Raw genomic sequence first — 2,540 nt, forward strand, 5'->3', positions numbered from 1 at the left:
ACAACAAGTCGCCAAAAGCGACTTAGCGCCTTTTGGTTTGGTAGGTTTAGGCGAAGAGGAGCATTTTTAAATAAAAACCTTCTGGGAATGAGGCTAAATGGGGATGGTCGGCGGCGTGTCCGCCTTCAGAGATAATCTGAAGGGATTTTTTGGAACGTGTTTGTGCTTTCCTTAGAATGCTAAGTAAGTCCGTCTTTTCTAGTAAACCACTGCAAGAGCAGCTCACGTAGAGACCATTCTTTTCAAGCAAATTCATCGCATTCGTGTTGAGCTTCATGTACGCGTGTTGACCTGTTGGAATGGACTTTTTATTTTTAATCAAAGCCGGCGGGTCACAGATTACGATATCAAACTTTTCTGTCATTGAATCCAGTTTATCGATTACGTCGAGTTCTACAGTCTTAAAGTTTTGAGTGAGTCTTGAAATGTTTTTTGAAGCAGAAGCTAAAGCTTTTGGAGAAATATCCACCGCGGTGATCTCCGGTTCTACGTTATTGATCTTACAAAAGTGGGCAAGTTGTGCTGACCAATGACCAACGTAACAACATAAATCTAAAATTCGCAATTTTTTAGGAGAGGAGGGACCCTTGAAGATTTTATTAAGTTGCCCCAAAACCACTTCGATATTTCTAGTTTGGTCTAAGAAAAACCCAGTTTTCTGTCCATCAATAAGATCCGTCGACATTTTAATTGAAGATTGATCAATCGGAGTCGTAATCAAAATATCAATTTCATCCAATTTAAAAAACTCACTCTGTTGTATCACGCGTGCGTCTTCAACTTCTAAGCCTTCAAGTTTTCTAATCTGAATGTCATTTTTTAAAACAATGGAGGTGTGCGACCAAGGAATGTCGGTGAGTCTTTGATCCAAAGCTTCTTCAACAAATTTTTTAAAGAAAGGGAGGATATCCTTTAAAAGATAATCCATTCCCGCAGTCGATATTTGAATCGCAAAGACTTGGCCTTTTTGATTGTTCTGATCTACGACGTAGTAATCTACCATCAATCCAGATAAAGAATCATTTTCACTAAAGCACATTCTAAAACTATTTTTTAAACCCAAGTGAACACGCTTCTTCCATGCATATAGAAGCTTCTGAAGTAAAAATTCTTGAGGTTCCATTGAAACAGGATCAAAGGATAAAGCTCTAAAAGAAATTAAGGAATTTGGATTTCCATAACCACAGGCTAAAAAATTCCCTTTATCATCTAAAAGTTCAACAGGATGACCAACGGGATGTCCCTTTGGACTTTTTGTTAATTCATTGGAGAAAACCCACGGATGGCCGGCTCTAATTCTACGATCATGACCTTTTTGGACTCTCCATGAGTATTGTGACCAAGACATTACATATCCTTAGAGTTATTCATCACAAGCAGAAGCTTTGATGTATTCCGCTTTCATGACAGCGATATGTTGAATCGAAATGTCTTTCGGGCAAGCTGCATGGCATTCACCAATGTTTGTGCAGTTCCCAAAACCTTCTTTGTCATGCTGTTCAACCATATTCATAACTCTAGTTTTAGCCTCAGGTTTTCCTTGAGGTAAATAAACAAATTGTGTCACCTTAGCAGCAGTGAAGAGTGATGCGGAAGCATTTGGGCAAGCGGCAACACAAGCTGCGCAGCCAATGCACTGAGCTGCATCCATTGCTTTATCCGCCGCCTCTTTCCCAATTAGAATTGAATTTCCATCTGGCTGTGGACCTGTCTTAACTGAAACATATCCTCCGGCTTGCTGAATTCTATCAAAAGCACTTCTATCCACAATCAAATCACGAATCACAGGCAGAGCTTTCGCTCTCCAAGGTTCAATAACAATGGTGTCACCATCTTTGAATGATCTCATATGAAGTTGGCAAGTTGTCACGCCTCTCAAGGGACCATGAGCTTGACCGTTGATCATACAGCTGCAAGTTCCGCAAATTCCTTCTCTACAATCACTATCGAACTCTATAGGGCGCTCATTTTTCTTGGTGAGACCTTCATTGACATAATCTAACATTTCTAAAAAAGACATATCCGCTGAAACGTCCGTCGCATTGTAAGTGACAAACTTACCTTCTTTTTCTTTAGAATCTTGGCGCCATACTACGAGTGTGAAATTCATGATGTTATTCCTTATTAAATTATAACTGCTTACTTATAACTGCGTTCAGCGAGTTTAACATTTTCAAACTTTAATTCTTCTTTGTGCAGAGCTTGGGGTTGGCCTTCGCCCTTATATTCCCATGCCGCCACATAACTGAAATTCTTGTCATCTCTTTTTGCTTCACCCTCTGGTGTTTGGCTTTCTTCTCTGAAGTGCCCACCACAAGATTCAGTTCTATGGAGAGCGTCTCTTGCCATAAGCTCAGCGAGTTCAAAAAAATCAGATACGCGCCCGGCTAGTTCGAGAGCTTTGTTCAGCTCTTCGCCAGAGCCAACAAGTTTTAGGTTACTGTAGAATTCTTCTTTTAATTTAGGAATTTTTTCTAAGGCTTCTTTCAATCCAGCTTCTGTTCTAGACATTCCCACTTTATCCCAAGTGATTTGTCCAA

The 2,540-nt window shown here is 40.0% G+C and carries 3 protein-coding genes; all 3 read right to left on the bottom strand.

The features are described from left to right. Window positions 1–46: 46 nt before the first annotated feature. Window positions 47–1,348, bottom strand: coding sequence for a methyltransferase domain-containing protein (locus V4596_02870; GenBank protein MES2768062.1), 1,302 nt, complete (start codon window positions 1,346–1,348; stop codon window positions 47–49). A gap of 15 nt (window positions 1,349–1,363) precedes the next feature. Continuing rightward, window positions 1,364–2,110, bottom strand: a complete 747-nt coding sequence (locus tag V4596_02875; GenBank protein ID MES2768063.1) for a succinate dehydrogenase/fumarate reductase iron-sulfur subunit — start codon at window positions 2,108–2,110, stop codon at window positions 1,364–1,366. 29 nt (window positions 2,111–2,139) lie between these two features. Next, on the bottom strand, window positions 2,140–2,540 hold a 401-nt coding region (locus V4596_02880), incomplete at its 5' end, for a fumarate reductase/succinate dehydrogenase flavoprotein subunit (protein MES2768064.1).

It is taken from the genome of Bdellovibrionota bacterium (assembly GCA_040386775.1).
Taxonomy (GTDB): domain Bacteria; phylum Bdellovibrionota; class Bdellovibrionia; order Bdellovibrionales; family JAEYZS01; genus JAEYZS01.